We start from the raw sequence: 23,550 nt of genomic DNA, 5'->3' as shown, positions 1-23,550 counted from the left end.
AGGGTTGACTTACGGATCGCTGAAACGCTCTAAATCCGCAAAACTCTGCGTTCTCATATATAGCTTTTAGTAAAGAGGCTACGTCTGACGGAGGCTCTTTGTGCTGTCCTAATCTTTTGCTGGAGTTACCGAACAGGTTGGGAGGGAATCTATGAGGATCAGATAGCGAAACTTTAAATTGTGTATACTAAAAACCTATTAAAACAACTGCAAACTTCCGACATATTATCTAAGAGCTTTTCGCTCAATATTCCTCGGGGAGATGGCAGCATGTCACAAAATATTAAGAAGCGCGTAATCAGATCATCCAGCATCGCCAACACATTGGCCATGGTCTTGTTAGTCATTATCGTTGTCGTCTTTGCAACCTTGGGGACGTTCATGTTTGCAAGCACGCAAAGCATACTTGTCAAGCAGCAAGAGGCCATGCTCCAGACCAAGACGCAGGCCGTTGTCACTCAATTCGATGCGTTGTTTAAGGAAAAGGGATCACTTGTCAAACAAATGTCAACGAACAATCTTTTTAAGCAATATTTAGAAACCACCTCATCGGCAGAAATGGTGAAAACTTCTCCTTATGCTGCGGAAACAGTAGCGACTCTGGCAGCCATTGTAAAGGCAGAGCCATCTTTTGCCGACGCCTGGATTGCAGGAATATCTGGTAAAGGCTTCTTTCTTCAGAATGATGGTGTTGCTTCTAAACCGGATTTTGATATTCATACACGCCCATACTTCAAGCCAGCTGTTGAAGCAGACGGTTTATACTACTCAGAACCCTATAAGGATGTCAATTCGGGTAATGTGCTCATGGGCATTTTCTATCCGATTAAAGATAGCAGTAATCAATTAATCGGATTTGCTGCAGTTGATATTGCTTTCAAAGACATCCCTGCCGTTATGCAAAGCTATTCGCTTGGAAGCACAGGTTATTCGATTCTTGCATCCAAAACTGGTGATATTTTGTATCACCCCGATCAAAATAAAGTGCTGAAAGAAAAGATTAACGAAAGCACAGGTGACCTTGGGGAGATTGGAAAGAAAATGATTGCCGGCGAGTCCGGAGTACAGCTAATTAATGATAATGGGGAACCTCGTTATATTGGGTATGCAACCAGTAAAGATACGGGGTGGTCTGTAGGCTTAACCATTTCTGAAGAAGAGGTGCTCACAGAATTAAAAACCTTTACCTGGCTTACCATTGGCGGCTTTGCCGCAGCCACCATCCTGCTCGTTGTGATTTGTTATATAACGCTCCGTTATCTGTTGAGATCAATCCCGAAATTGCTTGCAAAAATCAAGCTGATTGAAAATGGAGATTTGACCGTTCAGTTTGATACGCAATCCAACAATGAAATCGGGCAAATTTCTCAAGGAATTTACAATATGGTTCAAAAAATTCAAGGCATGCTCCAAATGGTGGGTGGCTCAGCTCAAGTCTTGAATCAGTCTTCTCATGATTTGCAATCCATTTCTTCCAGAACCGCGATCACGATGAACGATACGGCGACAGCAATTAATGAGATTGCCAATGCAACGAACTACCAATCCATCGAAACGGATAACATTTTACAAAAAACCGGAGCATTATCCGGCCAAATTGACGAAATTGCCAATGATGCCAAAGCCATCGAAACGATGGTGCAAATCTCTGCTGAGCAAAGCGGACAGGGGCTTGCGGTAGTAGATCAGTTATCCAGATGGGCGGAAGAAAATCACAATTCCACACAAGCGATGTCGTCTATTATTCAGGAGATTGATCTGAGCCGTCATGAGATTTCCAGCATCGTGGATACGGTCAACCAAATTGCAACGCAGACCAACCTACTGGCGCTCAATGCTTCCATTGAAGCTGCACGTGCAGGAGAACAGGGCAAAGGGTTTGCTGTGGTTGCCGGGGAGGTTCGCAAGCTGGCTGAGCAGACTGCACTGGCGACACAGGAAATCTACAAGAAGGTACGTGTGATTGAAGAAAAAACCAGCGTATCGGTTGAGCATACAGTTCATGGTCTGAAAATTGCAGAAGAAAATGCCAGATCGGTGGAGGACACGAAGCAAGTATTCTTTAGCATTAACAAGGATTTGGAAGATTTGAAATTGCGAATGATCCAGATCAGCACCAACACCTCCAAAGTCCACAAGCACAAAGATGAGATTTTGCAGGCGTTGGAGATCATCTCTTCCACCACAGAAGAGAATTCCGCTTCAACCGAAGAGGTTAGCGCCAGCACGCAGGAACAATTGGAGAGCTTCGAACAGGTTGCTGAACTATCCAAACAATTAAATCAATTGTCCAATAAGCTTCAAGACGAATTAAAACAGTTCAAGGTCGAGTAACATGGTAGGTGGCGGCGATGCTATGGGATGATGTGACGGAGGAACTGGACAAATAAAGGTAAGACATTTTATGATAATGTAAATTGGACTTAATGGATCAATAATTTACTCTGAAAGAATCAGGGACTTAAGATAAATATCCATCTTAAGTCCCTTTTTTTGTGTAAAATTAGATTTCCAACTTTTTGAACGGCTGATATACTAAGGAGGCAAGTGAGATGAAGATAAAACTACTTTATCGGGATGAAAAAACGATCGGCGGGACGCGCAGGCTAATGCGGTTCCTTCTTCTTCGGAACGAGGTGAATGGAACCCGGATCAGCGGCAAGAAATGCGCGATGCATTGGTGGCAAGGGGCTACAGCAGCAAGACGATAAAAGCATACATATCGCAAACGGAACGCTTTTTTGCCGGATTGCAAGGGACCGAAGCAAGCATAAATGATGCGGCGGTGCAAAAATATGCGTTGGCGCTGCTCGAAAAAGGCCTTTCGCACGCTTATGTTAACCAAGCGATCAGCGCGCTGAAATTTTACTTTCGCCATGTGCTAAAGCAGCCCAAATCCGCCGCCTATGTTCGTCCGAAAAAGGAGAGTAAACTGCCAGATGTGCTGTCCCTGAATGAGGTTATGCGTCTGTTGAAAGCAGTGAAAAATCTAAAGCATAAGGCTATTCTGTACCTGACGTATACATCCGGGCTGCGGGTAAGCGAAGTGGTGAGGTTGCGTCTTGAAGACTGCGACCGTGAACGGAAAGTACTGAAAGTTCGTCAGGGAAAGGGCAGGAAGGATCGGCAAACGCTGCTATCCGAAGTGGCTTTTGCGGTGGTCGAGTAGTATATAGGGGTGGAGCAGCCAGCAGACTGGCTGTTTCCTGGGCAGAGGGAAGGCCGCCACCTGACGGAACGTTCAGCGCAGAAAGTGTTTGAAAAAGCGCTGGCTGAAGCGGACATTCGCAAACAGGTGAGTATCCATTCGCTAAGGCATTCCTTTGCGACCCACTTGCTGGAGAATGGGATTGATCTTCGCTATATTCAGGAACTGCTAGGGCATCAGAGTGTGCGAACGACGGAGCGGTATACACATGTGAGCAGGCGGGACATTGGGCGGATTCAAAGTCCGTTGGATCGGATGAGCGGGCAGGAGGATTGAAACGCAGAAAGTGCGGAAATCAGGAACAAAGTGCAGGATTCACGAAGTTCGTGAATATGACGAAGAGAACATTTTTTCTGAAGTTCGTAAATAAGACGTTAATACGAAACCACCCAAACATTTAATTCTATTCTAATAAGAGGTGAGATTATTGAATACTAATTTATTGATTCGGGATTTTATTGACGATGATTCCGGAATGGTATCAGGCATTATCAGAGAAAATTTAATAAACGTAAACATCAAAGATTATCCAGAAAAGATAATAAAGAATATGAGTAGAATCTTCACCTCAGAATATATATCTTCGATATCAAAAATCAGAAAAGTATATGTTGTAGTTGAAGGTAATAAGATAATCGGTACTGCAAGCCTTGATCAAGATACCATTTACACAGTCTTTATTGATATTCACCACCACAATAAGGGAATTGGTAGAGTTCTGATTGATTTTATTGAACGAATAGCTCTTGATTCCGGGACTACATCACTTAAGCTTCCTAGTAGCATTACGGCACAAGGATTTTATGAGAAGCTTGGATACCATGCATTAGAAATAATAGAGTCTGAAGATTTTGGTAGAGATATAATAATGACAAAGAATTTAATCAAGGAATAAGGTCTCGAAGAACGATTTTAAGAGATATCAAATAAGGATAGTGTTTTGATTTTAGGATTTTGAAAGTAAATTCGGTGAATTAAGTGACTTTGTATAACAACGTATTCCCGCTGTGAATGACTACGCCGAACCTTGGTCTGCCCGAGGTTTTCCAGTGAAGTGGAGTCAGGCAGACAACTCTGCGAGGCTAAGTGGCGGAGCCACCCGGTCCTGACGGACCTTAAGCCTCTCGGGTTCAGGAATACAACAACGTTATACGACAGAATCCAAATGAAAAAGAGCCAGAAGGCTCTCAATTTAAAGATATATGTAATTCGTTATGCAGGTGAAGAGCGTCCTTAAAACCTTGCAAATAAATTTCACGTTCTAAAATAGCTTGAACAGAAAGCTCAGCATCATCTAAAGAAATAGGGTCTTCTGTATATTCTCCGGTACTCCTTCATGTAACTGCTTGAAGTAGAGATTCCGTTCGGATGAGAACTGGTTATAGCTGGGATTGTTTTTGATAAGCTTGCCATATAAAGATTCAATTCGAGTCTGAATCAGTGAATCAAGTAAGACTTCTAAAGAATTATGCATTTTGAACACCATCCAATGTATTTGATTTTATGAATAAAAGTTCAACTTATTAAATATAATTTTATCATGTCAAATAATTAAGTCAATACATGTTGAAGATGTTTTTGATAAAGAAAATATACTTTCATATAATTAAAGAAAAATTCACTTGATGTATGAAAGGAATATCAGATGATTAGTTATAAGCCTTTTCAAAAATTATTGATCGACAGGGAGATTAAGAAGCAGGATTTATTGAAAATGACGGGTATTTCGTCTGCTACAATGGCGAAACTCAATACAAACGAATATGTATCGTTAGAAGTGATTGATAAATTATGTGCGGCTTTAGGTTGTCAGCCAGGAGATTTATTGGAACATATAGCAGAACAATGACAGATTAGAATCAAGAATGAATGTTGGTTAATCGTAGAAGTGATTCCATCGTATAACATAATATTCAAGCAGCGGCTCCTTTGGAGCCTTGGTCTGCGGGAAGGATTTCGGAGAGGCATTTCAGCAGACAACCCCTACGGGGTTCATGAATACAGAAACGTTATGTGAAATCAGCTTAAATAAGAGAGAAAGAGTGAGATAGATGATTCAAAGCAGATATTTATTTGTATCTCGTGCAGGCAAAGTTATAAAGATCGCCCGACCTAAAGATCATAAGCATAAATCTGTTCCTCAATTAGCAGGTGAGGAAGTACTTGAAGTGATCTTATATTACAGGAATAAAGACAGGAAGCCGCATAAACTACTTATGGTGGAATTTGATAGATTCCATTTAGATTCAGACGGAAATTATAAACAGACAGAAGAAGATAGAAAAAGAGCTATTCATAATTTTCTTTCTTTTGGGATGGCTGATTTGCATGAAGGAATAGAAGTAGAAGATAAGCCACTACCTATACCTGTTGCGCCGATAATTCCGACGACTGCTGAGAAAAAATCATTATACGATTACATAAATGAGAAACTACCCAGTTTTTCAGATGATGCTCCTTATGTAGTGGAAAGTAAAATTAAAGCTGCTAAAGAGAAATATGAAGAGTTTAAAAGCATGGCAAAGAAATCAAACAAGCTGTCTAAGTAGTTCGAAGAAGAAGCAGACATCACATAACATAATATTCACGCTGCGGACATTCGTCCTTGGCCCGGCATGCGCCGGACACCCAGCATATGCTGGGTCGTGAATACAGAAACGTTAGGCGAAACTCTTGAAAAACTATAAAAATGAGAAGATGGCTGGTATAAAAGCTGTGAGATTTGTTAGATAGATTTTAGAAGACCAAAACGTTATATAAGGAGACAGGTAAATGAAAGAAGAACTTACATATATACAAAGTGGGAAATTCAATTATTTGGATAGAACTAATATCACCAATATGGTTTATTTGTGCTCATGTTCTGCACTTTCATTTCATAAAAGTCTTATTGGTTTATCAGAATTAAGGGCACTTGAATCAGTTAAAGATGTAGAGAGTGCTGGGGGATTAAGAATTAGTAGGGCAGTTTTGACTTACTACTCGGTGTATCATTTATTTATTTCGTTAATGTTATTAGATGAGCGTTTTAACTTAAAAGTTCCCAAAAGGTTATGCTCGAACGGTATTGTAAATCTTGGAGTCAATTTTAATGATTTATCAGATCCCTCCGAATTACCAAATGTATGGAATGAGTTTAAATTACTTGAACAAGACCTTTCAACACTGATAACACATACTGACGTTAAAGAATATTGTGATTGTTTAAGAGAAGAAAGTGAAAAATTGGATGAGGTATTTAGAATACTTTATAACAACTTTATATTTGCTGATGAAAATAAACCAAATGAAAGTATTAAAGGGCTTTATGAAAAGCTTTGTTATGTAAGAGACAGAGCTATATACCGACCTTCTAATGTAATTGATGTAGAGGGTGGATATATTCAAACTTCGAAGTATGTCAGAAAAGAAATAGATGAGTTACCTGATTCGGCATATATATTCGACGCAATCAGGAAAATTTACAGAGAAATATTAATAAAATCCAATATCAAAGGGAGGAGTATGTATAAATCGTTCTATTCCCTGCTTTGGGTTAGTCATGTTTTCGAAACGGTAGAAGAAGTCAAAAAACTCGGTATTACTGATAGCGAAATAGATAAATTGAGATTTATGAAGTCCTTCAATGCAGATGAACTGAGCTTTAGTAGTTATATTTCACAATTGATTGAATTAGTAAACACAAACCGTCTATTTAGTGATTTGGAAGATTTTTGGAATGAATTAATTAGAATGTCCATGGAACATTATGGGACGTCAGAATGGCATTATTAGTACCGCACTCGCTCGAGTCCGTGTTGTTAAAGAGCGTTAGGAGAAATTGTTGAAGGTTTTTATAGAAACGATCAAAAAACAAATAAAAGGCTATTCTCCGCAAGCTAACTGAAATTATCATCGGATTTGAATCAAGGTACTTGTGAATTTTGTCAAAGAAAGAATAAAAAGACTTACGAAGAACTGGTAAATTTATTCGAAGATGCCGTTAGCATCGCCTAACATAGTATTCAAGCAGCGGCTCCTTTGGAGCCTTGGTTTGCGAGAAAGGATTTCAGGGAAGCATTTCAGCAGACAACCCTTCGGGGTTCATGAATACAGGAATGTTAGGCGAAACTCTCAAAAATATTAACTGAAAGAGTGAATTACATGGAAGTTATTGATAACTATCTACAGAATGTATTGTTCCCACGATTTGAACAATATGAAATGAATAAAGACATCATTGAAAGAGTAGGACTTGATATAAAGACCCGGCTCTTGTCTTTATTTAATAACTGGAATAATTGTGATAATAGAAGAGCGTTGTTAGTTACGAGTGTTGAGGAAGCACATTATTATCAGCCTCCTGAAGACATAGAAATTCGATGTCTTGTTGTATTGACTATTAGAAATAGTCTAATAGAGGATCTTGCGAGCACTAATGAAGCCGCAAAGTTAATGGGGCTGCAGAAGACAATTATTGCTGAACGAGATATCAGAAAGTTTACCTCTGATGCAATAAAGTATTTCTGTTGTATTGATATTAGTACAGTCTCAAAAAGTGTTATTACTGATAATGATGTTTACGGTAAGCTAATGTCTTCATATCCACTAGCATGGGGCATTATAAAAGAATTAGGAAAAATCGTTTTTCAAAATAAGAAATATTCGATTATTGATGACAAGACTAACAAAAGCATAGTTAAGAATTCGAAACAGAAATCTGATAATTTATTAAGAATTGACCAATATTTTAAGGAGAATACAGTAGTCTTGAGTGGTATGGATCCTAATATTGACCCTTATTTGTCAAATGTGCTTAAAGCAATAAGCGAAGGTTATCCAATCTTCTTTACTGATTCTTTTAAAACAATAACAAGGAATCCTGAAAAATTGTTAAAGATAATTGATTATGTTCTAGCGAATAATGCAAGTATTGTAACATGTAATTTTTATATTAGTGGAGACTATGTGAGCGCTAGAAGTGAGCTTCAAAGACCGATGCATAGTGAGAGTGAGACAATTGAAAAACTAAAGAACAAAAACGGTTTATCAAAAACACATTTGAAGGCACTGAATTATATAATTAACAATATAAATTGAAGGTATTTTGAAGAAGTCGAGAGCATCGCCTAACATCGCATTCAACGCTGCGGGCCGAGACAAGCTCGACCCATGGTCCGGAAGGGGCATTTCAGGGAGGTCAATTCACCGGACATATTCAACCAGCTAAGTGGCAGAGCCACCCGGACCTACGGTCCTTAAGCTGCTTGAACGTCGTGAATGCGGGAACGTTAATTGAAATTCCGGCAAGTTCATGATTGAAGGAAATATCAAAGGAGGAATTAATTTGCCTTGGCCTATGGTACACTTTGCAATCTCAGAAAACCTTTCTATTAATGACCCCTCACCCAATTTTTTATTAGGCAGTATTGCTCCGGATGCGATTCATATGAGAGGGAAGGTATCCAGGGAAGAAAAAGGTGTGACTCATCTCGTACATAACGATAAATTACCAGCCAAGGAATTGATCATGGAGAAGTGCAAGGAATATTTACTGAAGCAAGCGGGGCCAGAATGGAAGGACTTTGTTATAGGTTACTTTTCACATATTTATACAGATTTAAGGTGGACAGATACCGTCTATTTCGATTTTGAGAAAAACTACAAAGGCGAAAAGAATGATATTAGAAAGACATATAACCTTGAAGTTAGCCAAGTAGAATTTGATCTCTTAAGATCAATGGAAAGTACTGAAAAACTGTTTACAAAACTCTTAAAAGCCAAGGGCTATACAATAAATCCTTACATTACGCAGCTTGAAGTCAATCAGTATAGGGATAGTAAGGTGAGATGGCTGCAAGATCTAAAGAATGAACCTCATATAGCACCTATCTATTTTAAAGCAGAAATTATTAAGATCTTTATTAGTGAAACATCAAGGGAATTGAAAGAACTATTTAAAGACCAGAGTATTGATTATTTCGAAGGAGGCCGCAACATCAGTTAACATCGTATATACGCTGCGGCCTGACGGCCTTGGTCTGCAAGAGGGATTTCGAGGAAGCCTATTCACCAGACAACCCTGCACCACCTAACCGCATCGCGGCCGGACCTACGGTCCTTAAGGTGGTGAGGGTTCGTAGATACACAAACGTTATCTGAAAGATCGGCCCCAAAAACTTTGAAAGTAATTCGTTTGCAACGTCCTGTTGCCTGATGTACAAAATTATTTAGAGGATTTTCTTTTTGTACAACTCAAACATGTTTTGTAGAAAAATAGGAACAAGGAATTCAAATTTAAATGAATAGGGGTTAATAAATGATAAAGATTCGAAATATGTCAGAAAAGGAATTTGAACAATTTAAAGAGTGGTCTGTTAATGACTATGCAAAAGATTTAATCAAATCTAAAATGAGTAGCGATAAAGATGCTTATAAATGTGCTGAAAAAGAATTCAATGAACTACTTCCGATGGGTTTATCAACAAAAAATAATTTCTTATATGTAATGATAAATCATAGTTTAGAAAAAATTGGTTTTATTTGGTGTGAAAAAGAGAATACATCAGGATTCATTTGTGATTTTTTGGTTATGCAAAATTACAGAAATAAGGGATATGGATTTAAAACTATGAAATTGATTGAGAAGAATGCCAAAGATAAAGGAATTAGAAAACTCAGACTTAGTGTATTTAAATTCAATGAACCAGCCTACAATCTATATAATAAACTAAAATATAAAGTAGTTGAGGACAATGATGGAAATGTGATAATGGAAAAAATACTTGAGAACTAATATATGGGAAAATTCAAACCACCCTTGTGTACTGAATCAGTAAATGATCGGTGGGTAAATCGGAAATTAGATAAATATCATGTGGGCCGAGGTCCTGTCTCTATTTGAAGAAGTGGGACCGGTCAATCAGATAACAAAGTATTCACGCTGTGGGTCGGCTGCGCCGCCCCTTGGTTGCCCGAAGTCATTGAAGCAATTTCACTATGTAGATAATTCAGTGGCAAAGAAGTGAATCTATGCGACAACCCAGCACTACCTTAAGGCAGTGCTGGGTTCGTGAATACAGGAACGTTATACGCAACCCTTGCTAGAGTAAATAAAAGGAAAGAGGTACAAAATGAAGCGATCCCATGATGCCTCAGGAATTATCATTATTGATGAGCATAATAGAGTGCTATTGGTTCATCAAACATATGGAAAGAAACAATGGTCTGTACCAGGCGGAGTAGTAGAAGAAGGGGAATCAGTATGGGATGGTGCAAGAAGAGAACTGAAGGAAGAAGTCAATATTGAAGCCAATGAAATGGATTTATCAGGTATCTATTTTATGTCTCATCGGAATGGATACATTTATACTTTTAAGTCAGATGGATATGTTGGTCGCATAGAAGTTGATAATAAAGAAATAGATGAATATGGATTTTTTGATATTGATAATTTACCAAGACCGATTTCAAATTTTACAGTAGAAAGATTGATAGATGCAGTAACGAACAATAAAACCGTATTTAAAGATCAACACATTGATAATTACCTCGTAATAGAATGAATAAAGAACAATATGATAGTCACTTAAGAGGGCAAGGGCAGCGTATAACACCATATTCAAGCTTCGGTCCATCCGGCCCTCGGTCCGGCAGAAGTACGATGTTATTCGCAGAGGCATCTCAGTAGCGGGAAGCATATTCGGCCCGACACATCCGGACCACCTAACCGCATCGCGGCCGCCCTTCGGGCTTAAGGTGGTGGGACGTCGTGAATACAAGAACGTTACGCGTAATTACTACAATTCTAAAGAAGAAAGGAGAAATGCAATGGATCAAATCAAATATCCGATTGGTCAATTTCAACCCAAAAACAATCTTTCAAATGATGAAATAATAAATCTTATTAAACAAATTCCTGAACTAATTAAGCGATTAAATACATTGCTGAGTGGTCTCGAACAATACCAATTGGAGACTCCGTATCGGCCGAATGGTTGGACAGTAAGGCAGGTCATACATCACTTAGCTGATAATGATATGAATGCGTACCTAAGATTTAAAAGAGGATTAACTGAAAATAATCCATTAGCAAATACATATAGAGAAGATCTGTGGGGAGAATTAATTGATTACAAGAAGTTGCCCGTAGAGAATTCGCTATCACTTATTGAAGTATTGCATCATCGCTTTTGGTGTTGCTGAATGAACTTAGTATAGAAGACTATAAACGGACTATACAGACTGAAGTATTAGGAATAATTACATTAGAGACAGCTATACAAAGATTTATTTGGCACAACAAACACCATGCATCCCAAATCGAAAACCTAATAAGAAGAGAGAAATAGAAAGACATATAAGAAAGAGGGTAATTGTAAGGAGTTCAAAGATGGCAGTAACAACGCATAACATAATATTCAAGCTGCGGCTCCTTTGGAGCCTGGGTCTGTGAGAAGGGTTTCGGAGAGGAATTTCAGCAGACAACCCCTTTAGGGTTCATGAATACAGAAACGTTATAAGAAAATGGCGCAAAACGTTAAAAAACCAAAGGAGAGATGACACATTGAAGAAACACTTTAAAGATGAAAAACTTCAAGAAACTCTTCGTATTTTCATTCAGGATATACGAGCTATATTCGGGGATAAATTAACTAGTGTTTACATATATGGTTCATCGTTACATAACGATTTGAGTCCTGGTTATGGAGATTTGGATTTTTTAGTTTTGCTTTCTGAGAATATTACTATGGAAGAGATCACGAGATTGAATGAACAGAGGGTCATATATAGAAATGTATTGGTAGATCTATATACCGATATGTTGGAAGGTGCATTTTTACCATATAAGTTGATTTTCGGCGAACAGGGACGAGCATTGTGGTGGGGAACGAGAGGAGAACGGATGTGGGAGAAGAATCAACTCGATACATTCACAATGTATTCAATTAAGAAACAAGGACTTTTAATATACGGGGATTTACAGGAACATATTTTTCCTGAGATCACAAAGGAAGAAATAAAAGGATTTCTTATAGAATTTTCTCTATGTATGAAGGAACATGGCAAGGGTGGAAGTTTACATTCAATAGATTGGTTGCTATTAGCTGCAAAATTCATAGGTTGGTTACGTGAGGAAATAATATTTTCAAAAAGCCAAGCTGCTGATTGGGGACTAAGACATATTACCTCTGATTGGAAGGAACATTATTGAAATGTAAGGAATTGAGAAAGGAACCTATGGAAGCAGACTCTCAAGAATACACCGAGTGGTTGAATAAATTAGACTCAGTAATAATTGAAGCATCAAAGGATCTAGATAGAGAAATCGAAGAAGGCGCCAACATCTTATAACATTGCATTCAACGCAGCGGGTCGAGACAAGCTCGACCCTTGGTCCGGGAGAGGGATTTCGGAGTCACCGGACACATTTACCGGCTAAGTGGCAGAGCCACCCGGCACTACGTGCCTTAAGCCGCTTGAACGTCGTGAATGCGAGAACGTTATCTGCAATTTCTCAAATACATTTAGGGAGGGAGAAGTAATGAAAAATCATGATGATGAAAAATCTGCCTTAGAAGAAGCTGCCATTAGCAACTTTGTAGATTTATATAATTTAAATCGCGAAGATCACTTAGAAGTAATAGAGAGACGTGAGCGTCCAGATTATATCTTAAAGAGCATAAAAGATGGATTAGTAGGTCTAGAAGTAACTCACCTATTCTACGATGCCGCCGAAGCTAAAATGTTATTTGGAAGATCGGCTGAGGAAATGCATGGATTAGAAAATTCAGCAAGCTATATGCAGGTTCTTAATGAACTACTGAAACAGAAGGAAAAAAAGATAGAGAAGTATGATGCTGCATATCCAATAGCGCTTTTAATTAGGAACGCTTCTCCTATATTCGGAATGAGTGATTTTCTTAGAAATAAAAATGCAATATACAAGCCAGAAAAATACACTCATATTTGGTTTGTTTCAAAAGACGGAAATGATAATGAATGGTCGTTAAAAGACTTGCTTACTGTTTAGTCAAAGAAGAGAGAAACAGCAGATAACATAATATTCATGCATCGGACATTCGTCCTCGGTCCGGCAGTCGCCGGACATCCAGCATGCGCTGGGTCATGAATACAAGAACGTTATCTGAAATCAGCTAAATCATAGACACTTAAGTAATGAGGTGAACACCTTTGGATGGACACCAGATAATGTTACAACTAATTTTATTCTTTCATTTATTGCTGCTTACTTTATTTCAGATAAATTAACTAAACCTAATAAATGACTAATAGGTAAACACCTGAGCAGCGAACAAAATTTATATTAGAGGAGGTCACAGGATGAACAAGCATAGTGTTTATGAAACAAACAGCTTCTATTGGGATACAAAAGGAAATGACTTTTTAGGAGCAATCGTACTTCCTTTTTATGGAGCATTTGTCTCAGAAGAAAAATGCCAACTTTTTGGCGATGTCTCAGGAAAAAAGATGTTAGAGATAGGCTGTGGAAATGGTCAATCCTTGCAATATCAGGGGGATCGAAAAGCATCTGAACTATGGGGGATGGATATATCAGAAAAACAAATTGAGAAGGCAAAACAACATTTGACGGCGTGTGGTCTTTCGGCAAAATTGATCTGTTCTCCCATGGAAGAAGAATGTGACATACCTGTAGATTATTTTGACTTTGTTTATTCGATTTACACCATAGGCTGGACAACCGACCTAGAAGGCACTTTTTGTCGAATTGCTTCTTATTTAAAAAAAGACTGCGTTTTTATTTTCAGTTGGTCTCATCCTATACACAAATGTGTTGTTGAAGAAAATAATAGATTTGCTTTTAACAAGTGTTATTTCGATGAATCTTGGTATTCGGTATCTCCTGATTTTTGTCAAGGCGCGCTAACCTTATCTGACCGTAAACTATCAACCTATATAAATGCGTTGGCGAAAGCAGGGTTTGTTATTGAACAAATGATTGAAGAAACCGAGAATGAAATCATACAATTGCACGATAAAAATAATGATTTCGTAAAAAGAGCGAAGATGTTTCCTGTAACCTTTGTTATCAAAGCAAGAAAACTTTAAAATTACTGAAGAAGCCCAAAATAAGTGAGTTAGTGGCTCTAAGGAGGGCTGACATCAGATAACATTATATTCACGCATCGGGCATACGCCCTCGGTCCGGCAGGAGGATTTCGGGGAAGCGGGGACAGCCGGACACACCCAGCATTCGCTGGGCGTCGTGAATACGGGAACGTTAAACGACAGAATCAAACAACAGAAAAGAGGATCATATGATCCTCTCAGGCTGTCGAGAAAGTCTCGACAGCTTTTTTTATGTTCATTTTATTTAAGACGACACCGCGTTAATGTTATATAATATAGGTAACTATTGTAGAACGGACGGTGTTGATATGCTGCGACCTCATCAAGACAAACAACAATCTTTTGAATTGGTTTCTCTGGAAGAACTGGTACCACAAGATCATCTGCTTCGTAAAGTGGATACATATATAGACTTCTCCTTTATTCATGAGAAGGTAAGCCCGCTGTATTGTGCGGACAACGGGCGTCCTGCCATTGATCCTACCGTGTTGTTTAAAATGATCTTTCTCGGTTATTTCTATGGCATTCGCTCAGAACGGCAACTCGAGCGTGAAATTCAGACGAACCTGGCTTATCGCTGGTTCCTGGGGCTGGGTTTAACGGATAAAGTTCCAGACCATACGACGATTAGCTGGAATCGTCGCACTCGCTTTAAAGACACCACGATCTTTCAAGATATCTTCGATGAAATTGTGCTGCAGGCGATCTCTCACCGAATGGTGGGTGGGCGTGTTCTCGTTACCGATTCCACACACGTCAAAGCCAATGCTAACAGGCACCAGTACACCAAAGAACAAGTGTTGCAGAATACCAAAGACTATATGGACGAGCTTAACGAAGCAGTGAAGGAGGACCGGAAAAACCACGAAAAAAAGCCTTGAAATCCCGAGAGGAAGTGAACGAAGAAAAAGAAATTAAAGTGAGCAAAACAGACCCGGACAGCGGCTATATGATCCGTGATGGCAAGCCTGAAGGCTTCTTCTATCTGGACCACCGCACAGTGGATATGAAGTACAATCTGATTACGGATGTGCATGTGACGCCGGGGAATGTACATGATTCTGTCCCCTATTTGTCCCGTTTGGATCGACAAAGAGAACGCTTTGGTTTTCAAGTAGAAGCTGTTGCGCTAGATTCAGGTTATTTAACGACGCCGATTTGCCGAGGTTTGCAAAACCGAAAGATTTTTGCCGTGATTGCTCACCGAAGATTCCATCCCAGACAAGGGCTGTTTCCGAAATGGAAGTTTGAATACGATGCCAAACGCAATGTGTATAGATGCCCAGCCCAACAGGAACTGCCCTACCGAACGACGGACCGTAAGGGATACCGGCAGTATGCCTCTGACCCAGCTCAGTGCCAGCATTGCCCACTGCTAGACCAGTGTACCCAGTCTCGAAACCACCGCAAAGTGGTGACTCGGCATGTCTGGGAAGACAGCAAAGAGTGGGTACGGAGCAACCGGCTAAGCCCATCCGGGAAACGGCTGTACCGCAAACGAAAAGAGACGATTGAGCGAAGCTTCGCGGATGCCAAAGAGCTCCATGGGTTTCGCTATTGCCGTTTGCGCGGTCTACCAAACGTCAGGGAACAAGCCCTTATGACGGCAGCCGTGCAGAACATGAAGAAGATGGCGATCCACCTGGATCGCCTGGAGAAACAGGGGTAACCCCCTATTTCTCCAGAGACCAGAGCCTTATGATGTAAAGAAAAAGAAACCCACGTCTCAAAAGACGGGGTTTCTCGACAATCTGAGAGGATCATATGATCCTCTAGATGTTAGAATTTTTCAATTCGCTAAAGAGTTGTAGAGCGTCTTTGAAACCTTGTATGTAGATGCTTCTTTCTAAGATGGATTGGAGAGAAATTTGAGCATCTTCGTACAGAAAAACCGTATGTTGAAGTTGATCGGGTAACGCTTCACTAAGTGTTCTAAAGTATCGATCTGTCTCCGAAGAAAGCTGATTGTACTCCGTATGGTACTCCAGAAGCTCAGCAAAGAGTAATTCTAAACGTATTCTTATAAGTGGCTCTGTCAATGATTCTAATGTATTAATCATATGTTTTTCCTCCTTTAATTAATTTCATAGAGTTATTACATAACCTTATAGAGTTAATTACAAGGTGAATATTTGACTTTGTAGAGTTAAATCTTTGCTTTTCGTTGATGATTACTGATATGGGAGATAAGATAGAATTATGGAGGGGAAAAGATGACCGTAATCAAGTGCAATATAAGGGAACTCATGGCAGAACATCGAATAGATGATATAACAGAACTGATGGCGAAATCGGGATTGAGTCGGAATTCAATCAATAAGCTATATAGGGAAATAAATATAGAAACAACAAAGCTGGAAACTTTATTCAAGCTTTGCGATACATTTAACTGTAAATTATCTGATTTGATTGAATATCTACCTGGAGACCATCAATAGTGAGGGCAGACTCAAGAAGTGAATCCGTCGTATAACGTCAAATTCTAGCAGTGGCTCCTAACGGAGCCTTGGTCTGTTGGAGGATCTCAAAGGGGCGTGAAGATATTGAATTACATAAGAGAATTAAGAGAGTTAGTAGGTACCCGACCTATAATTATGGCAGGAGCATGTGTGATTCTCATAGATGATGAGGGACGATTATTATTGCAACAGAGAACTGACAATGGTCTATGGGGATTACCAGGAGGTTCAATGGAGCCTGGTGAGAATATGAAGGAGGTTGCAAGCCGGGAACTTTTTGAAGAGGTAGGCTTAGAAGCTGAAGAGTTAGAATTACTTGATATATTTTCAGGCCCGGAACTTTACTATCGATATCCTCATGGAGATGAAGTATATAACGTAGTTGCAGCTTATATATGTAAAGAATACAGTGGAATAATGAAAGGTGATGAAGCTGAAGTACAAGATATACGATTTTTTGATTTAAACAAGATACCTAATCAAATAAGTCCTCCCGACCTACCGATAATAACAAGATTTTTAAATGAAGTAAGATCATGAAAACATTTTTTTAGTAAATCGAGGATGTCCCTGACATCACCTAACAAAGGGCTGTTTGAACTTCGGGAATTCCCTACATTATGTGAAATCAACGTAATTATTTAAGAGGTAAACATGGGTGTGACCGCTTGGCGCTTTTTCTTACTTCACGAGCAAGTTACAATAAAATGAACATGAAGTAGACGGAGCTGAGTGTCTACTTCATGTTCGCTTAAACTTTTGAAAATTGAATCACAGGTGGATCAATGAATCTTTGGAGGTTCAGAGTTCATCGTATCGTTAAGCTGGGTCACAAAAACACCTTCGTTCGGGCCAGGGTTATTTCGAAACATTTTCGCTTCTTCCACCAGAACTTCGTCTGTATCCGTGCCAAGTATCTTTATTGTTGCATCAATGAATGAAGTAAGTGGCATCGCACGTGGTTCATCGTTGTTGCTTTGAACCCATGGGGGCACAATTTCTATTACTTTGACCGATGTGTCTTTAAGCATGTACCTTTGGGACAGCGTATAGGTATGAAGTGCTGCCTTCGTCGCGGAGTATACAGCAGTTGTCGCTAACGGTACAAATCCAAGTATTGAAGTCGTGTTGATGACAACCGCTTCCTCTTTGGACTTCAAATGCTCGATGAATGCAGAAGTCAACCGAATGGGACCTAGCAAGTTTGTAGTGACAGTCGAAATCAAAACATCCTCATCGATCACGCCCGCCGCGTCATCGGACTGTATGATGCCGGCGTTGTTAACCAAGACATTAACATCCGGGTATTCTTCGATTAACCGCTTGGCGGCCGCCTCTATGCTGGCAGGATCTTGTACATTCAATTCCACTGCGGACATGCCGGGATTCGCTTTGATCGTCTCCTCCAGACGCTCTTTACGTCGACCGGAGATAATAACTTTATTTCCAAGATTGTGGAGAGCTTCTGCTAACGCACGTCCAATTCCCGAACCGCCGCCTGTAATAAAAATCGTGTTTCCTGTAAGTTTCAATTTTTAAACCCTCCTAATTCATGTGAATTAAATTATCCAAAGATTGTAAAGCAATAGCTTTCATGAGTATGGCTCCTCTAAAATTGAACATATGTTGAATCATCAACATAAATTTTATAAAGTGAATGTATCAGAGCGGTATATGGGGTTCAATGGTTAAAACAAGCGTGGTTGTTGATTTTTCAACAGAGGACTTCGAAGTGTTCATTTTTTTGGATAGTACAAAGGGGAGAAGGATATGGACAGGCGTATTCAAAAATCGAGGCAAGCCATTATTGATGCTTTTATGAGGCTGATGTCAGAAAAGGAATTCGAGAGAATTACGATCAATCAAATTGCGGAGGAAGCGAATGTTAATCGTGGAACGGTTTATTTGCATTTCGCTGACAAGTACGATCTGCGCGATCAATGCATGGAAGCTCAAATTAACGAGTTACTACGCAATTGTATGTCTGAAGATAATTTCTTTCATGTCCCTTCCAAAACCGCACTACTGCGCACGTTTGAATATTTGGAGCAGCATGCTTCATTCTACTCTAGAATGCTAACGAACAAGGGAAGTACGGTTTTTCGGAACCAAATGGAGACAATGTTTCAGCAAAGTCTGAGCGAGCATCTGGATTCGATCAACCTCGATCAGGAAATGAACAGGGACATTACGGTGCAATTTTTAATTTCAGCAGCGGTGGGGGTAGTGGAATGGTGGATTACCCGTTCGATGCCATATCCGGCATCGGTTATGGTTGAACAATTTTGGAATTTGCTGAACTGTGGTGTCGAGGGACACGAACGAACATCGTCCATATGAGCCTCTAATTTAGAGGCTTTATACACAAACGTTATCAGAAATTCTTGAATTACTAAAACATAATAATAAGATCTCAAAAGTACTAAAAACTATAGTATAAAGAACGCAAAAGATCTGGAGGTCATTTTATGGATATACTCTTTGCCAAGTATGGGATTAATATAATCCGAAGAGATGGGGGAATATTCATTAGTTTTGATGCTGGTGGAATAGTGGTTCAAATGATAGAAATAGAAATAACAGAAGAAGAGTCACTAAAAGCTCAGAAAAGTGAAAGAGATGCATATGAACTAATAATCAAATTACAAAATGAAAAAAGACCATATAAGAAAATTCGCTGATAAAAAAATTTGCAGATTAATTTTGAATGCATAGTGAAGAAGTTCGGTAACTTCTGATAACATAATATTCAAGCATCGAATCCTCACGGAGCTTTGGCCTGCTGGGATGGAATTCGGGGAGGCATTTTACCAAACAACCCCTTTGGGGTTCATGAATACGGGAAGGTTAGACGAAACCTGTCCGTGGAAAAAATTCAAAAAAAGACAATGGAGGTATGTTTGGTGCTGACATTAGAAAAAGCTAGAAAAAATGATGCACAAAAACTTGCTGAAATACAAAAGGCCAGTTTTGAGGATGAATCAAAGCATTTTAAGAATAACGAAACCGTTGGGCCAATAGGATATGACTCCATAAGCTGGCAAGAAGAGATGATGCAAAATTGCGAATATTTCAAGGTACTCTTTAATGGAGAAATAATTGGGGGAGCTATGATATTTGTAGAATGTAATCAAGTGCATAATCTAGGAAGAGTCTTTATTGATCCAAATTTTAAAAATCAAGGAATCGGAACGAAGGTGATGGAGAAAATTGAAAGTGAATTTCCAGACAGCACTGAATGGTGGCTGAATACTCCTAGCTGGAGTGTCAAGAATCATCACTTCTATTCAAAGTGTGGGTTTACCAAAGTTAGAGAAGAAGGTGACTTATACATTTTTAAAAAGACTTTATAAACTTATGTAATGTACAAACGTTATGAGACATCAGTGCTAAGTGTTACCAAGAAGATATTCAATGAGAAGAGTGAAAGGGAGGATTTACAATGAAGATTGATTTTGCGATTGAATCAGATTATGAGTATATCTCGTTAAGAGACAAGCACATACATAAGACACTGATAAGACCAAAAATAAAAGAAAATGAAATTCTAATAATTAGAGAATCCAATCAAGAAATAGGTTGGATGAGATATGGATTTTTTTGGGACAACACACCATTTATGAATATGATATGGATAGATGAGGAGTATAGAGGAACAGGTATTGGTAAAAAAGTTGTCCACTATTGGGAGGAATTAATGAAACAAAAAGGATTTGAAATGGTTATGACCTCAACACTTTCAAATGAAGAAGCTCAACATTTTTATAGGAAGCTTGGATATAGAGATGCTGGATGTTTAATGTTTGAGAATGAACCTCTGGAAATAATACTGACAAAGGTTTTAAACAAAAATTGACGTTGAGGAAATCAAGGCAGGTACTGACATCTGACAACATAATATTCAAGCTCCGTCCACAATGGAGCCTAGGTCTGGGAGTTGAATTTCGAAGAGGGTTTTTGCAGACAATCCCTTTGGGTTCAGGAATACAGAAACGTTATGTGCAATAATTACAAAAGAAAAGGGGAGAATACTTTTGAATATTCAATCAATAATAGAATATTTAAATGATAGCAATACACAATGGAGCAGTAGGAGTAATGCGTCTGTGGAATTACCGTTTGAAGTCACGCCTTCTGAGTACCTTTCCTTTGCGGAGAAAGATTTGGAATTAAATGATGTGCGTGGTCATATAAACGCATTATCTAACACCAAAAGAGCATTAGATTGTCAAATAGACTCAATATTATTCACATTTGGTTTATATGGTTTGGCAAAAAGGAAAAATTTAAACATACCTAGGAAATTCAATTTGATTAAAGAACTTGGAATAATTGCTCCAAGGATTCTATCCAAAATTAATAGTGTTAGAAACTTGGTAGAACATGAGTATGTCAGACCAAGCCAAGAACAAGTTGAGGATTTTTATGATATAATACAACTCTTCTTACTAAGTACAGAGAAATATATCCTATATTATCCTGATTTTTGTCAAATCGAGAACGATAAAAAAAATGAGTGGTTGGACTTTAATTATGACAGGGAAGCCGGGTACATTGAATTTGTTATTCATCAAGGTGGTTCGGAAGAAATCCAAACTATTAAAGTAGAGTCTTTTGATGAAAATTATATTGGTGTGTACGCATCTTATATAAAAGTTGCGTTAAGTTATGATTAGCATATTTAGGAAGGTCATTAAGGTATATAACACAGCATTCACGCATTTTAACAAGAGAGTTATTCTCGAAGGAGTGGAACTGTAGTTAATCGCCACCGGCTAAGCTAAGGGTTATTTAAGCTGGTGGCGGTTTGTGAATGCCAAAACGTTAAGCGAAATCATTGTTGGCTATAGGGAGGGAAAAGCATACATATCAAAGGAGTAATTCTTGAGGGATTTTCTAATGCTGGTAAGACATCGGTATTGAGGGCTATTAAGCAGTACCAATCACAAGATGAATCGGCAGAGAGAAGTGTAGTTATTCTTGGTGAACATTACACACAAATATTGAATAACAAGCATGGGAAGTTTTTAAGATTATCTCAAGAAGAGCATTTAACCTTACTGAAGGAAAGAACAGAAATGATAACAAAGCTCAATGAATGGGCTGTACAGTTAGGGCCTGCATCAAGAAGGGCCAGAGGACTATTTTACGTTTTAGAAAGATTCCACCTTAATCACAGGGTAGCTTTCTCCAACTCAGACCACATTGAAGTCATGACAATTGAAGAAAAACTCGTATCTCTAGGTGTAGAGTGCATATTGCTAACAATTTCTCCTGAAATGGCTGAAGAAAGAATTATAAGCAGAAATCCAAGTGAATGGATAAACAAGCCTGAAGCAGTAAAAATGTGTCAGTAAACGAATTATTGGAAACACAAAATATGTTAAGAGAACAAGCCAAACAATCGAAAGTGCCTACAAGAGAAATCAATACAGATGATAAAGACTGGAACAGATGTGTCAGAATAATCATGGAAGGCAATGACATTGCTTAACATCATATTCAAGCAGCAGCTACTGACGGAGCCTTGGTCTGATAGGTCGATTTCGAAGAGGAATTTCAGCAGACACCCCCTTTGGGGTTCATGAATACAGGAACGTTATGCGAAATCTCAGTAAATTAAATACGGTATGGAAGTGAATTGATGGAGGGACCAATCATAACTTGTATAAGTATAGGCGTTTATGCTCATGCACTTACACGAGGCAATAAATACATCGTAAAAAAAGAAGATAGGGAAAAGTATAGAATTATTGGAAACCATGGAAAAGCAGTTTGGATATCAAAAGCTCATTTTATTGAAGGAAATATAGAAGTGCCTTATTTAGAAAGATGGAAGTTTGATGATGATCCAAAGGAATTTGATTTGGTGGAGGTGACCCTTACTTTTTCGGATGGAAGTGAACGATGGAGTTTGGTGACAACCCCTCAAAAATTAGTAAATTACTTTAAAAAAGAAATGGAACCACCAGGATTTAATATTAAACATCTTATTATAACGAAAACAATGGACCACGATGATATTGAAAAAATATTAAAATATTTAGAGGCCAATGATGAATTAACAGAAGCAAGCCAAGCTTTGGAATGTTGATTTGGAGAGGATGGAGGAATTGCATAACATAATATTCAAGCTACGGCTCTTATGGAAAATATAGAAACGTTAGGGAAACCTTTGAGAATCTAGAAATGAGGTAACTTCAATGATGCAATACAGAATCCGACCAATAATAGAAGATGATGTGTTTTTTTTATGGGAGATGTTATATGAATCATTATTTGTCCCAGAAGGTCAAGAGCCATTCGATAAAGCGATAATAAAAGATCCTTATATATCAAAGTATATTGAAGGTTGGGGAAGGGATGGTGATTTTGGATTTATAGCAATGAACCATGAGGGTGAACCCGTCGGATCAATAACAGTTAGATATTTTAACGAGGATAATAAGGGATTTGGATTTATTGATAATGATGTACCCGAACTAGGAATGGCTTTGTTAAAAGAATACAGGGGAAGAAAAATCGGAATGGCCTTAATGGATGAATTATTTAAAGAAGCTAGGAAGAGGAATATAAAAAAAATATCCCTCAGTGTTGATCCGAGCAATGCAGCGGCAATGAAACTCTACGAGAGATTCGGATTTAAAGAAGTTGGGAAAGTTGATTCATCAATCACGATGGTTGTTGATTTGAGAAGTTAAAATACAGTAGTAATAGGGATTATTTTAAGGAACTCAAAAGAGATCAAGGGTATCGCCTAACATCATATTCAAGCAGCGGCTCCTTACGGAG

The 23,550-nt window shown here is 38.7% G+C and carries 27 protein-coding genes and 2 pseudogenes; 26 read left to right on the top strand and 3 right to left on the bottom strand.

Features of this window, described 5'->3' with window-relative positions; translation table 11 throughout:
• Window positions 1–270: 270 nt before the first annotated feature.
• The 4 genes and pseudogenes from ACWGXJ_RS17470 (at window position 271) to ACWGXJ_RS17455 (ending at window position 4,103) form a co-directional block, all read left to right on the top strand.
• A complete protein-coding gene (locus ACWGXJ_RS17470; protein ID WP_452567256.1) occupies window positions 271–2,334 on the top strand; it encodes a methyl-accepting chemotaxis protein in 2,064 nt (687 codons plus the stop codon).
• Window positions 2,335–2,552: 218 nt separating this feature from the next.
• Entirely contained in the window at window positions 2,553–2,711 is a 159-nt protein-coding gene (locus ACWGXJ_RS17465; protein ID WP_452567255.1) for a hypothetical protein, read from the top strand.
• Window positions 2,666–3,484, top strand: a pseudogene (locus ACWGXJ_RS17460) (tyrosine-type recombinase/integrase). The gene ACWGXJ_RS17465 and the pseudogene ACWGXJ_RS17460 overlap by 46 nt, the downstream one beginning before the upstream one ends.
• Before the next feature lie 151 nt (window positions 3,485–3,635).
• Window positions 3,636–4,103: a GNAT family N-acetyltransferase gene (locus tag ACWGXJ_RS17455; protein ID WP_452567254.1), complete on the top strand. Its 468-nt coding sequence runs from the start codon at window positions 3,636–3,638 to the stop codon at window positions 4,101–4,103.
• Window positions 4,104–4,395: 292 nt separating this feature from the next.
• On the opposite strand, the pseudogene ACWGXJ_RS17450 reads toward ACWGXJ_RS17455, so the two are convergent.
• A pseudogene (locus ACWGXJ_RS17450) lies at window positions 4,396–4,682 on the bottom strand (hypothetical protein).
• A 171-nt stretch (window positions 4,683–4,853) separates the two neighbouring features.
• On the opposite strand from ACWGXJ_RS17450, the gene ACWGXJ_RS17445 reads away from it, so the two are divergent.
• The 12 genes from ACWGXJ_RS17445 to ACWGXJ_RS17390 all read left to right on the top strand — a co-directional run bounded on the left by ACWGXJ_RS17445 (window position 4,854) and on the right by ACWGXJ_RS17390 (window position 15,968).
• The gene (locus ACWGXJ_RS17445) at window positions 4,854–5,057 is read left to right on the top strand and encodes a helix-turn-helix domain-containing protein (protein WP_010345194.1); all 204 of its coding nucleotides are present in this window, start codon (window positions 4,854–4,856) and stop codon (window positions 5,055–5,057) included.
• A 202-nt stretch (window positions 5,058–5,259) separates the two neighbouring features.
• The gene (locus tag ACWGXJ_RS17440) at window positions 5,260–5,757 is read left to right on the top strand and encodes a hypothetical protein (RefSeq protein ID WP_061829663.1); all 498 of its coding nucleotides are present in this window, start codon (window positions 5,260–5,262) and stop codon (window positions 5,755–5,757) included.
• 223 nt (window positions 5,758–5,980) lie between these two features.
• Window positions 5,981–6,982, top strand: a complete 1,002-nt coding sequence (locus tag ACWGXJ_RS17435; RefSeq protein ID WP_061829664.1) for a hypothetical protein — start codon at window positions 5,981–5,983, stop codon at window positions 6,980–6,982.
• 369 nt (window positions 6,983–7,351) lie between these two features.
• Window positions 7,352–8,287, top strand: a complete 936-nt coding sequence (locus ACWGXJ_RS17430) for a hypothetical protein (protein WP_452567253.1) — start codon at window positions 7,352–7,354, stop codon at window positions 8,285–8,287.
• Between the two features lie 247 nt (window positions 8,288–8,534).
• Window positions 8,535–9,194: a hypothetical protein gene (locus ACWGXJ_RS17425; RefSeq protein WP_061829666.1), complete on the top strand. Its 660-nt coding sequence runs from the start codon at window positions 8,535–8,537 to the stop codon at window positions 9,192–9,194.
• 312 nt (window positions 9,195–9,506) lie between these two features.
• The gene (locus tag ACWGXJ_RS17420; protein ID WP_452567252.1) at window positions 9,507–9,983 is read left to right on the top strand and encodes a GNAT family N-acetyltransferase; all 477 of its coding nucleotides are present in this window, start codon (window positions 9,507–9,509) and stop codon (window positions 9,981–9,983) included.
• A gap of 337 nt (window positions 9,984–10,320) precedes the next feature.
• A complete protein-coding gene (locus ACWGXJ_RS17415; RefSeq protein WP_452567251.1) occupies window positions 10,321–10,752 on the top strand; it encodes an NUDIX domain-containing protein in 432 nt (143 codons plus the stop codon).
• 265 nt (window positions 10,753–11,017) lie between these two features.
• A complete protein-coding gene (locus ACWGXJ_RS17410) occupies window positions 11,018–11,392 on the top strand; it encodes a DinB family protein (RefSeq protein ID WP_452567250.1) in 375 nt (124 codons plus the stop codon).
• Window positions 11,393–11,753: 361 nt separating this feature from the next.
• Window positions 11,754–12,401: a hypothetical protein gene (locus tag ACWGXJ_RS17405; RefSeq protein WP_452567249.1), complete on the top strand. Its 648-nt coding sequence runs from the start codon at window positions 11,754–11,756 to the stop codon at window positions 12,399–12,401.
• Between the two features lie 330 nt (window positions 12,402–12,731).
• A complete protein-coding gene (locus tag ACWGXJ_RS17400; protein ID WP_452567248.1) occupies window positions 12,732–13,220 on the top strand; it encodes a hypothetical protein in 489 nt (162 codons plus the stop codon).
• Between the two features lie 311 nt (window positions 13,221–13,531).
• Window positions 13,532–14,278, top strand: a complete 747-nt coding sequence (locus ACWGXJ_RS17395; RefSeq protein ID WP_061829672.1) for a class I SAM-dependent methyltransferase — start codon at window positions 13,532–13,534, stop codon at window positions 14,276–14,278.
• Between the two features lie 329 nt (window positions 14,279–14,607).
• Window positions 14,608–15,968 (top strand): IS1182 family transposase gene (locus tag ACWGXJ_RS17390; RefSeq protein WP_452567247.1). Its coding sequence is split into 2 segments (ribosomal slippage): window positions 14,608–15,166 and window positions 15,166–15,968, totalling 1,362 coding nucleotides; the frame shifts between segments, so codons are not numbered across the junction.
• A gap of 103 nt (window positions 15,969–16,071) precedes the next feature.
• Here the strand turns inward: ACWGXJ_RS17390 and ACWGXJ_RS17385 are convergent.
• On the bottom strand, window positions 16,072–16,359 hold the full coding sequence (locus ACWGXJ_RS17385) for a DUF6809 family protein (RefSeq protein ID WP_341163552.1): 288 nt from the start codon (window positions 16,357–16,359) through the stop codon (window positions 16,072–16,074).
• A 153-nt stretch (window positions 16,360–16,512) separates the two neighbouring features.
• Here ACWGXJ_RS17385 and ACWGXJ_RS17380 point away from each other — a divergent pair, with 153 nt between their 5' ends.
• A complete protein-coding gene (locus ACWGXJ_RS17380; protein ID WP_061829674.1) occupies window positions 16,513–16,737 on the top strand; it encodes a helix-turn-helix domain-containing protein in 225 nt (74 codons plus the stop codon).
• Window positions 16,738–16,842: 105 nt separating this feature from the next.
• On the top strand, window positions 16,843–17,298 hold the full coding sequence (locus tag ACWGXJ_RS17375) for an NUDIX hydrolase (protein WP_069292004.1): 456 nt from the start codon (window positions 16,843–16,845) through the stop codon (window positions 17,296–17,298).
• Window positions 17,299–17,540: 242 nt separating this feature from the next.
• On the opposite strand, the gene ACWGXJ_RS17370 is transcribed toward ACWGXJ_RS17375, so the two are convergent.
• Window positions 17,541–18,290 carry an SDR family oxidoreductase gene (locus ACWGXJ_RS17370; protein WP_452567246.1) on the bottom strand — a complete coding sequence of 250 codons (750 nt, stop codon included), beginning with the start codon at window positions 18,288–18,290 and terminating at the stop codon, window positions 17,541–17,543.
• A gap of 238 nt (window positions 18,291–18,528) precedes the next feature.
• On the opposite strand from ACWGXJ_RS17370, the gene ACWGXJ_RS17365 reads away from it, so the two are divergent.
• The 8 genes from ACWGXJ_RS17365 to ACWGXJ_RS17330 all read left to right on the top strand — a co-directional run bounded on the left by ACWGXJ_RS17365 (window position 18,529) and on the right by ACWGXJ_RS17330 (window position 23,459).
• Window positions 18,529–19,098: a TetR/AcrR family transcriptional regulator gene (locus ACWGXJ_RS17365; RefSeq protein ID WP_452567245.1), complete on the top strand. Its 570-nt coding sequence runs from the start codon at window positions 18,529–18,531 to the stop codon at window positions 19,096–19,098.
• A 128-nt stretch (window positions 19,099–19,226) separates the two neighbouring features.
• Complete coding sequence (locus tag ACWGXJ_RS17360) at window positions 19,227–19,439, top strand: hypothetical protein (RefSeq protein ID WP_104497136.1); 213 nt, start codon at window positions 19,227–19,229, stop codon at window positions 19,437–19,439.
• 222 nt (window positions 19,440–19,661) lie between these two features.
• Window positions 19,662–20,111, top strand: coding sequence for a GNAT family N-acetyltransferase (locus ACWGXJ_RS17355; protein ID WP_452567244.1), 450 nt, complete (start codon window positions 19,662–19,664; stop codon window positions 20,109–20,111).
• Between the two features lie 89 nt (window positions 20,112–20,200).
• Complete coding sequence (locus ACWGXJ_RS17350; RefSeq protein WP_452567243.1) at window positions 20,201–20,614, top strand: GNAT family N-acetyltransferase; 414 nt, start codon at window positions 20,201–20,203, stop codon at window positions 20,612–20,614.
• A gap of 178 nt (window positions 20,615–20,792) precedes the next feature.
• Complete coding sequence (locus ACWGXJ_RS17345) at window positions 20,793–21,434, top strand: hypothetical protein (RefSeq protein ID WP_452567242.1); 642 nt, start codon at window positions 20,793–20,795, stop codon at window positions 21,432–21,434.
• A gap of 243 nt (window positions 21,435–21,677) precedes the next feature.
• Window positions 21,678–22,115, top strand: a complete 438-nt coding sequence (locus ACWGXJ_RS17340) for a hypothetical protein (protein WP_452567241.1) — start codon at window positions 21,678–21,680, stop codon at window positions 22,113–22,115.
• A 287-nt stretch (window positions 22,116–22,402) separates the two neighbouring features.
• Window positions 22,403–22,852 carry a hypothetical protein gene (locus ACWGXJ_RS17335; protein ID WP_452567240.1) on the top strand — a complete coding sequence of 150 codons (450 nt, stop codon included), beginning with the start codon at window positions 22,403–22,405 and terminating at the stop codon, window positions 22,850–22,852.
• A 109-nt stretch (window positions 22,853–22,961) separates the two neighbouring features.
• Complete coding sequence (locus ACWGXJ_RS17330; protein ID WP_452567239.1) at window positions 22,962–23,459, top strand: N-acetyltransferase family protein; 498 nt, start codon at window positions 22,962–22,964, stop codon at window positions 23,457–23,459.
• Window positions 23,460–23,550 lie beyond the last annotated feature (91 nt).

The organism is Paenibacillus sp. S33, assembly GCF_053615415.1.
This window is presented reverse-complemented; position numbering and strand designations above follow the sequence as displayed.

What these genes read in the sequence shown, in the direction of transcription:
- ACWGXJ_RS17400 (WP_452567248.1), top strand. Translation starts at nt 12,732, where the DNA reads ATGAAAAATCATGATGATGAAAAATCTGCCTTAGAAGAAGCTGCCATT.
- ACWGXJ_RS17465 (WP_452567255.1), top strand. Translation starts at nt 2,553, where the DNA reads ATGAAGATAAAACTACTTTATCGGGATGAAAAAACGATCGGCGGGACG.
- ACWGXJ_RS17365 (WP_452567245.1), top strand. Translation starts at nt 18,529, where the DNA reads ATGGACAGGCGTATTCAAAAATCGAGGCAAGCCATTATTGATGCTTTT.
- ACWGXJ_RS17440 (WP_061829663.1), top strand. Translation starts at nt 5,260, where the DNA reads ATGATTCAAAGCAGATATTTATTTGTATCTCGTGCAGGCAAAGTTATA.
- ACWGXJ_RS17420 (WP_452567252.1), top strand. Translation starts at nt 9,507, where the DNA reads ATGATAAAGATTCGAAATATGTCAGAAAAGGAATTTGAACAATTTAAA.
- ACWGXJ_RS17435 (WP_061829664.1), top strand. Translation starts at nt 5,981, where the DNA reads ATGAAAGAAGAACTTACATATATACAAAGTGGGAAATTCAATTATTTG.
- ACWGXJ_RS17470 (WP_452567256.1), top strand. Translation starts at nt 271, where the DNA reads ATGTCACAAAATATTAAGAAGCGCGTAATCAGATCATCCAGCATCGCC.
- ACWGXJ_RS17410 (WP_452567250.1), top strand. Translation starts at nt 11,018, where the DNA reads ATGGATCAAATCAAATATCCGATTGGTCAATTTCAACCCAAAAACAAT.
- ACWGXJ_RS17415 (WP_452567251.1), top strand. Translation starts at nt 10,321, where the DNA reads ATGAAGCGATCCCATGATGCCTCAGGAATTATCATTATTGATGAGCAT.
- ACWGXJ_RS17445 (WP_010345194.1), top strand. Translation starts at nt 4,854, where the DNA reads ATGATTAGTTATAAGCCTTTTCAAAAATTATTGATCGACAGGGAGATT.
- ACWGXJ_RS17430 (WP_452567253.1), top strand. Translation starts at nt 7,352, where the DNA reads ATGGAAGTTATTGATAACTATCTACAGAATGTATTGTTCCCACGATTT.
- ACWGXJ_RS17380 (WP_061829674.1), top strand. Translation starts at nt 16,513, where the DNA reads ATGACCGTAATCAAGTGCAATATAAGGGAACTCATGGCAGAACATCGA.
- ACWGXJ_RS17335 (WP_452567240.1), top strand. Translation starts at nt 22,403, where the DNA reads ATGGAGGGACCAATCATAACTTGTATAAGTATAGGCGTTTATGCTCAT.
- ACWGXJ_RS17385 (WP_341163552.1), bottom strand. Translation starts at nt 16,359, where the DNA reads ATGATTAATACATTAGAATCATTGACAGAGCCACTTATAAGAATACGT.
- ACWGXJ_RS17360 (WP_104497136.1), top strand. Translation starts at nt 19,227, where the DNA reads ATGGATATACTCTTTGCCAAGTATGGGATTAATATAATCCGAAGAGAT.
- ACWGXJ_RS17350 (WP_452567243.1), top strand. Translation starts at nt 20,201, where the DNA reads ATGAAGATTGATTTTGCGATTGAATCAGATTATGAGTATATCTCGTTA.
- ACWGXJ_RS17330 (WP_452567239.1), top strand. Translation starts at nt 22,962, where the DNA reads ATGATGCAATACAGAATCCGACCAATAATAGAAGATGATGTGTTTTTT.
- ACWGXJ_RS17395 (WP_061829672.1), top strand. Translation starts at nt 13,532, where the DNA reads ATGAACAAGCATAGTGTTTATGAAACAAACAGCTTCTATTGGGATACA.